The organism is Rhizobacter sp. P3_B12, from assembly GCF_056402895.1.
Genome location: NZ_JBFUGN010000216.1, coordinates 1 through 7,659, shown reverse-complemented (window position 1 = coordinate 7,659; position 7,659 = coordinate 1). Strand labels below are relative to the sequence as shown.

Below are 7,659 nucleotides of genomic sequence, written 5' to 3'. Positions count from 1 at the left end.
GTCAGCGCCGACGGCACCTTGCCCAACTCGCGGGCGGCCGCGGCGAAGCTGCCGGTGCGGGCGATGACGTCCATCATCGCGAGCGCTTCAGGGGTCAGGACATTGCGGGAACTGGTCATGGCGGGGCCGTCGGAGTTTCGTTCATCTTATTTGAATGAACGCTTCAACGCGCGGCCCGTGATGGGCCGGGGGGCGGCGCCTACAGTCTCTTCCATACCCCAGAGATCACCACTGAAAGGACGCGACATGCTCACCCTGCGCAAATCGACTGAACGTGGCTACGCCGACCACGGCTGGCTGAAGTCGTTCCACAGCTTCTCGTTCGCCGACTACTACGACCCGAAGCACATGGGCTTCGGCAACCTGCGCGTGATCAACGAAGACCGCATCGCCCCGGGCACCGGCTTCGGCACGCACGGCCACCGCGACATGGAGATCGTGTCGTACGTGCTGTCGGGCGCGCTCGGCCACAAGGACAGCATCGGCAACGGCGCGCAGATCGTGCCGGGCGACGTGCAGCGCATGAGCGCCGGCCGCGGCATCCAGCACAGCGAATACAACCACGCGGCGCAGGACACGACGCACTTCCTGCAGATCTGGATCGAGCCGAACGTGCGCGGCATCGAGCCGGGCTACGAGCAGAAGCACTTCGACGACACGCAGAAGCGCGGCGCGCTGCGCCTGGTCGCGAGCCCCGACGGCCGCGAGGATTCGGTGAAGCTGCACGCCAACGCGACGCTGTATGCTGGCCTGTTCGATGGCGACGAGCGCGCCGAGCTGGCGCTGCCGGCGAAGCGCAAGGCCTATGTGCACGTGGTGCGCGGCAGCGTCGAGGTGAACGGCCAGGCGCTGTCCGCCGGCGATGCGGCGATGCTCGACGACGAACCGGCGGTGCGCATCGGCGCCGGTCGCGGTGCCGAGGTGCTGGTCTTCGACCTGCAGTGATCCCTTCCCTTCAACTCACAAGGACGACCCATCATGTTTGATCGATTCCAGAACCCGCTCGCACTCGCTGCGCGCATCCTGCTGGCCCTGATGTTCGTGCTGGCCGGCTTCAGCAAGCTGACCGGCTTCGAGGGCACGGTCGGCTACATCGCGTCGAAGGGCCTGCCGCTGCCGCAGGTCGGCGCGGTGATCGCGCTGCTGGTCGAGATCGTCGGCGGCATCGCGCTGATCGTCGGCTGGAACGCGCGCTGGGCGGCGGCCGTGCTGGCGGTGTTCACCGCGGCCGCCACCGTGATCTTCCACAACTTCTGGGCCGTGCCGGCCGAGCAGGCGATGGTGCAGAACCTGATGTTCATGAAGAACATCTCGGTGATCGGCGGGCTGCTCGCGATCGTGGCCTTCGGTGCCGGTGCGCTGAGCCTGGATGCGAAGCGCCGCTGATGACCATCGACGCCCACCTGCATCGGCGGCCTGCCGCGGCTGACCAACCGGCCAGCGCACTGACATTGCTCACCAATGGCCGCCATGCGTGGGCCGCCGACGTGGACCGCACGCTCGGCAGCAGCGATGCCGCGCCGAGCCCGCACGACCTGCTGGACTCGGCGCTGGCCGCCTGCACCACGCTGACGCTGGAGCTCTACATCCGCCGCAAGGCGCTGGCCGTGCGCTCGCTGCACGTGCAGGTGGACCACGTCGAGACGCGTGGCGATGACGGCGGCGTGCGCTACCAGATGCAGCGCCGCATCCACATCGATGGCGACCTGGCCGAGGCCGATCGCGCCCGGCTGCTCGAGATCGCCGGCAAGTGCCCGATCCACCGGGTGCTCGAAGGGCAGACGCGCATCGAGACCACGATGAGCTGAGGTGCCTTGCTACAGTCGCCGCCATGGACATCATCCTCAAGCTCGTGGCGGTGCTGCCCTGGACGGACTGGGCGGCCCTGGTGGCGTTCTTCTGCGCCTGGGCCGGCTACATCTGGTTCGCGCATCGGCGCGCGCTGACGCAGCCGTCGATCCTCGCGTCGACCAACCGGGTGCGCCGCGAATGGATGCTGCAGACCACCTACCGCGAGGTGCGCGTGATCGACGGCGTGGTGCTGCAGAACCTGTCGACCAGCCCGTCGTTCTTCGCGTCGACCACCATCCTGATCATCGGCGGCCTGCTCGCGGTGCTGGGCACCAGCGACAAGGCCACCGAGATCGTGCGCGACCTGCCGTTCGCGGCCCGCACCTCGGTGCTGGTGTTCGACCTGAAGGTGGTGCTGCTGCTGGGCATCTTCGTCTACGCGTTCTTCCGCTTCACCTGGTCGATGCGGCAGTACACCTTCGGCGCGCTGTTGATCGCCGCGGCGCCGGAGGCCACGCAGTTGCTCGAACAAGGCTCCGACGGCGAGGTGCGCCGGCAGGCCTTCGCGAAGAAGGCGGGCGGCGTGGTCAGCATGGCGGCCGAGACCTTCAACGACGGGCTGCGGGCGTACTACCTGTCATTCGCCGCGGTGGCCTGGTTCTTCTCGCCGCTGATCTTCATGCTCGCGACGGCCGGCGTGGTGTACGTGCTGTACCAGCGCGAGTTCAGGTCGGATGTGCTGGCGGTGTTGAACAGCTGACTTCTTGACCACCGGCTCATAGTGCGCGCCGCGGCGGAGCAGCACCAGCAGCGGCAGGTCGGGATCGTCAGGCCCGACCACCAACCGGTGCTCGTCGTCGGTGTATGGCGTGATGACCTCGATCCGCACGTTGAGTGCGTCGGCGATGGCGCTGGGGCCGAGGTCGAGGATGTCTTCGTCCCAGACGCCGGATGTTTCGAGTCTTTCGAGCATCCGACGGCGTTCGCGGTCGTCGCGCGGAAGGGCCCTGACGTACTGCTTCTCGTCCGGGATGTCGTTCACTGGCTTGTCGTGCCACGTGGCGAATTCGCGTTCGACGTGTTTCACCACCAGCTTGCGCATTCGGGACGGCGAGGATGGAATGCGATCTCGGGTGTCGCCCCCCAAATTCTCCGCCGCGGCAAACACCGAATGCATGAGGCAATTGCCGTCTCCCGGGACGCGCTGTGTCTGCGCATCCTTGAAATAGCTGGGGTCGATGCGCACAGGCGGATCAGCAGGAGCGCTGGCCAACTCGACCGCCAGAAGCTCGTCGGCCTTCATCCAGTAGACCTGCTCCACGGTCTTCAGGTCGTCGCGGAAGCACTGTTCGATGCCTTCGATGCCGACCAGGTTGAAGAAGGCATCCTGGCCTTCGACGGTGTTCAAGTCCGGGAAGGTCTCGCAGGTCTTCCTTGCCTCCAGGCGTGCCTTCTTCGCGATGCTCGCGGTGGGCTCCGCGCCCGTCGACTTGCCGCCCGAGGGCTCGGCAGCCGGCCCCCTCGTTCTCTTGTTCCCCGTCACCGATCCCACGCTCATGCCCTGCTCCCGCGACCAGATCCACCTGGCGCGAGCACTTGGTAACGCCGCGGGCGACGCCGTTCCGTCGCCGGTTCAAATAGCCCGCCGTCAGCCCACGTCGCGCGCCAGCCGCAGCCCGCTGAACTGCCACTGCACCTCGGGCGGGAAGAAGTTGCGGTAGCTGGCCCGCGCATGCCCGGCCGGCGTCGCGCACGAGCCACCGCGCAGCACCATCTGCTGGCTCATGAACTTGCCGTTGTACTCGCCGACGGCGCCGGGCAGCGCCCGGTAGCCGGGGTAGGGCAGGTAGGCCGACTGCGTCCACTCCCACACGTCGCCGAACAGCTGCGACGGCGCATCGGCCGGCGCATCGGCCACCGGCATCGGGTGGAAGGCGCCGCTGTCGGCGAAGTTGGCCCGCGCCTGCGGCCTGGCATGGCGCGCCGCGAACTCCCATTCGGCCTCGGTCGGCAGCCGCGCGCCGGCCCAGCGCGCGTAGGCGTCGGCCTCGAAGTAGCTCAGGTGGCAGGCCGGCGTGTGCGGGTCGACGGCCATCTCGCCATGCAGCGTGTGCGTGAACCATGCGTCGCCATCGCGCCGCCAGTACAGCGGCGCCTGGTGGTTGCCGTTGCGCACCCAGTCCCAGCCGAGCGAGAGCCACAGCTCCGGCCGCTGGTAGCCGCCGTCGTCGATGAAGGCCATCCACTCGCCATGGCTGACCGGCCGCGATGCAAGCTCGAACGGCGCGATGAAGCTGCGGTGGCGCGGTGTCTCGTTGTCGAAGCAGAACGCGCCGTCGCGCTCGGCGTCGTGGCCCAGCTCGAACAGGCCGCCGCCGTAGCCGAACCAGCGCAGCGCCTGCGCCTGCACCGCGGTCATCGGCCAGCGCTTGCCGTAGCCGGGGTGGCCGGGGCTGAACGACAGCGCGTGCTTGATGTCGGTCAGCAGCAGCTCCTGGTGCTGCTGCTCGTGGTGCAGGCCCAGCGTGACCAGCGCGGCCAGCTCCGCATCGCCGCCGCGCTGCGCGATCAGCACCTGCATGCGCGCATCGACATCGGCGCGGTAGCGCAGCACGTCGGCCAGTGCCGGGCGCGTCACCAGGCCGCGCTTGGCGCGCGGGTACTGGTCGCCGATGCCGTTGTAGTAGCTGTTGTAGAGCACGCGGAAGCGCGCGTCGTGCGGCTGGAACTCGCGCTCGAAGCGCTCCAGCAGGAAGGTCTCGAAGAACCAGGTGACGTGCGCGAGGTGCCACTTCGTCGGGCTCGCGTCGGGCATCGACTGCACCTGGCAGTCTTCGGGCGACAGCGGCGCGGCCAGCGCGAGGCTGGTCTCGCGGACCTGGGCATACCGATTGCCGAGCGGACTGTTCGGCTGGACGGGAAGGCTGCCGCGGCGGGGCAAGCTGTGGGACTGCATCGGTGTCTCCTGCGCCGTCGGTCGGCGCCGATCGCAGCGACCTTACACCGATCTCGTCGGCAGCAGTGCCGCGTCGACGGATTCCCTTTCATCGAACACGAAACAGTGGCCGTCGAAGTGCTTGCCACCGGCCTCCTCGAAGTATTTCAGGATGCCGCCTTCGAGCTGCAGCACGTTCTCGACGCCGGCCTCGGCCATGAACAGCGCCGCCTTCTCGCAGCGGATGCCGCCGGTGCAGTAGCTCACCACCGTCTTGCCCTGCAGCTCGGCCGCATGCGCGCGCAGCGCCTGCGGGAACTCGGTGAACTTCGCGATGCGCCAGTCGATCGCGTTCTCGAAGCGGCCGTGGTCCACCTCGAAGGCATTGCGGGTGTCGAGCATCACCACCTCGCGGCCGCTGTCGTCATGGCCGGCATCGAGCCAGCGCGCGAGCGTGCGCGCATCGACGGCCGGCGCGCGCCCCGATTCGGGCCGGAACTGCGGATGGTTCATCCGGATGATCTCGGGCTTGACCTTCACCAGCAGCCTGCCGAACGGCACCGCATCCGACAGGCTCTCCTTCGGCGCCAGCGCCGCGAAGCGCGCGTCGCCGCGCAGCCAGGCCACGAAGCCGCGCACGGCCTCGGGCGCGCCGGCCAGGAACAGGTTGATGCCCTCTTCGGCGAGCAGCACCGTGCCCAACAGGCCGCGCTCGGCCGCTTGTGAGCGAATGCTCTCGCGCAGCGCCTGCGTGTCCGTCAGGGTCACGAACAGGTAGGCGGAGATGTTGAGGATGGGTTTCATATTCGTGCGAAGCCCGGCATTTTACGGAGCGCAGGCTCTCTAAAATCGCCCGATGGCTTTCATCCACCTGCGCACCCACACCGAGTTCTCCGTCGTCGATGGCACCCTGCGGATCGATGACCTGGTGGATGCGGCGGCGCAAGACCACCAGCCCGCCCTCGCGATCACCGACCTGTCGAACCTGTTCGGCGCGGTCAAGTTCTACAGCGCCGCCCGCAAGAAGGGCGTGCAGCCGATCATCGGCGCCGACATCTGGCTCGAGCCCGACACCACCGTCGGCGAGAAGAACCCGAGCCGCCTGCTGCTGCTGGTGCAGAGCGCGGCGGGCTACCACAACCTGTGCGAGCTGCTGTCGCGCGGCTGGGTGCTGAATGCGCAGCGCGCGCAGGCCTGGCACAAGCTCGAATGGCTGCAGGAACTCAACGGCGGGCTGATCGCGCTGTCGGGTGCCGAGATGGGCTCGATCGGCCAGGCGCTGATGGCGCAGGACACCGCGCGCGCCACCGCCGCGGCGCAGAAGTTGGCCGCCATCTTCGACCAGCGCTTCTATCTCGAGCTGCAGCGCGCCGGCCAGCCGACCAACGAGGCCCACGTGCGCGCCGCGGTGCCGCTGGCGGCCGCGCTGCGCCTGCCGGTGGTGGCAACGCACCCGGTGCAGTTCCAGACGCCGGACGACTTCGAGGCCCACGAGGCCCGCACCTGCATCGCCGAGGGCGAGACGCTGACCAACCCGCGGCGCGTCAAGCGCTTCACGCGCGAGCAGTACTTCAAGTCGCAGGCGCAGATGGAGGCGCTGTTCGCCGACCTGCCGAGCGCGCTCGCCAACAGCGTCGAGATCGCCAAGCGCTGCAGCCTGACGCTGGTGCTCGGCAAGCCGCAGCTGCCCGATTTCCCGACGCCCGAGGTCAATGGCGAGCGCATGGCGCCCGAGGCCTACTTCCGCTACGCATCGCACGAAGGCCTGAAGGAGCGGATGCTCCACCTGTACCCGAACGAGGCCGATCGAGCGCGCGAGATGGCGCGCTATGTCGACCGGCTCGACTTCGAGATCAACACGATCCTGAAGATGGGCTTCCCCGRCTACTTCCTGATCGTGGCCGACTTCATCATCTGGGCCAAGACCCACGGCTGCCCGGTCGGCCCGGGCCGCGGCTCGGGCGCCGGCTCGCTGGTGGCCTATGCGCTGAAGATCACCGACCTGGATCCGCTGCGCTACAACCTGCTGTTCGAGCGCTTCCTGAACCCCGAGCGGGTCTCGATGCCCGACTTCGACATCGACTTCTGCCAGGGCAACCGCGACCGCGTCATCGACTACGTCAAGGACAAGTACGGCCGCGACGCCGTCAGCCAGATCGCGACCTTCGGCACGATGGCGGCCAAGGCTGCGCTGCGCGACGTGGGCCGCGTGCTCGGCATGGGCTACGGCCACGTCGACGGCATCGCGAAGCTGGTGCCGGCACCGCCCGGCAAGACCGTCACGCTGAAGCGCCCCGGCGACAAGCCCGACAGCGGCATCATCTACGCGCGCACCGAGGCGCCCGAGATCGAGGAGCGCGAGAAGAACGAGGAAGAGGTCGCCGAGCTGCTCGCGCTGGCCGAGCGCGTCGAGGGCATGGTGCGCAACATCGGCATGCACGCCGGCGGCGTGCTGATCGCGCCCGGCAAGATCACCGATTTCTGCCCGCTGTACATGCAGCCTGGCAGCAACAGCGCGGTCAGYCAGTTCGACAAGGACGACGTCGAGGCGATCGGCCTGGTCAAGTTCGACTTCCTGGGCCTCGCGACGCTGACCATCCTCGAGATGGCGAAGGACTTCATCGTCGCGCGCCATCCGTCGCGCAAGGATTTCGCGTTCGAGAAGATCCCGCTGACCGACCGCGGCGCCTACCAGCTGATGAGCGAGGGAAAGACGGTCGCGGTGTTCCAGCTGGAATCCACCGGCATGCAGCGCATGCTGAAGGATGCGAAGCCGAGCGTCTTCGAGGACATCATCGCGCTGGTGGCGCTGTACCGCCCGGGCCCGATGGACCTGATCCCGAGCTTCTGCGCGCGCAAGCACGGCCGCGAGGAGGTCGAGTATCCGCACCCGCTGATGAAGGAGGTGCTGGAGGAGACCTACGGGATCATGG

The 7,659-nt window shown here is 68.1% G+C and carries 7 protein-coding genes and 1 pseudogene; 5 read left to right on the top strand and 3 right to left on the bottom strand.

Features of this window, described 5'->3' with window-relative positions:
- A pseudogene (locus AC1D01_RS13890) lies at positions 1 to 119 on the bottom strand (LysR family transcriptional regulator); the annotation flags it as partial.
- Positions 120 to 246: 127 nt separating this feature from the next.
- Between AC1D01_RS13890 and AC1D01_RS13885 the strand changes: the two are divergent.
- The 4 genes from AC1D01_RS13885 to AC1D01_RS13870 are packed head-to-tail and all read left to right on the top strand — an operon-like array spanning position 247 to position 2,551.
- The gene (locus AC1D01_RS13885) at positions 247 to 945 is read left to right on the top strand and encodes a pirin family protein (protein ID WP_477867109.1); all 699 of its coding nucleotides are present in this window, start codon (positions 247 to 249) and stop codon (positions 943 to 945) included.
- Between the two features lie 33 nt (positions 946 to 978).
- Entirely contained in the window at positions 979 to 1,386 is a 408-nt protein-coding gene (locus AC1D01_RS13880) for a DoxX family protein (protein ID WP_477867107.1), read from the top strand.
- Positions 1,386 to 1,808, top strand: a complete 423-nt coding sequence (locus tag AC1D01_RS13875) for an OsmC family protein (RefSeq protein WP_477867105.1) — start codon at positions 1,386 to 1,388, stop codon at positions 1,806 to 1,808. The genes AC1D01_RS13880 and AC1D01_RS13875 overlap by 1 nt, the downstream gene beginning before the upstream one ends.
- A 23-nt stretch (positions 1,809 to 1,831) precedes the next feature.
- A complete protein-coding gene (locus tag AC1D01_RS13870; protein WP_477867103.1) occupies positions 1,832 to 2,551 on the top strand; it encodes a DUF599 domain-containing protein in 720 nt (239 codons plus the stop codon).
- A gap of 888 nt (positions 2,552 to 3,439) precedes the next feature.
- Here the strand turns inward: AC1D01_RS13870 and egtB are convergent.
- Together egtB and AC1D01_RS13860 are read right to left on the bottom strand one after the other, a co-directional pair.
- Entirely contained in the window at positions 3,440 to 4,747 is a 1,308-nt protein-coding gene (gene egtB, locus AC1D01_RS13865; protein ID WP_477867101.1) for an ergothioneine biosynthesis protein EgtB, read from the bottom strand.
- 42 nt (positions 4,748 to 4,789) lie between these two features.
- Entirely contained in the window at positions 4,790 to 5,530 is a 741-nt protein-coding gene (locus AC1D01_RS13860) for a sulfurtransferase (RefSeq protein WP_477867099.1), read from the bottom strand.
- A 52-nt stretch (positions 5,531 to 5,582) separates the two neighbouring features.
- Between AC1D01_RS13860 and dnaE the strand changes: the two genes are divergently transcribed.
- Positions 5,583 to 7,659 (top strand): DNA polymerase III subunit alpha (gene dnaE, locus AC1D01_RS13855; RefSeq protein WP_477867097.1); only part of this gene is annotated, 2,077 nt, incomplete at its 3' end.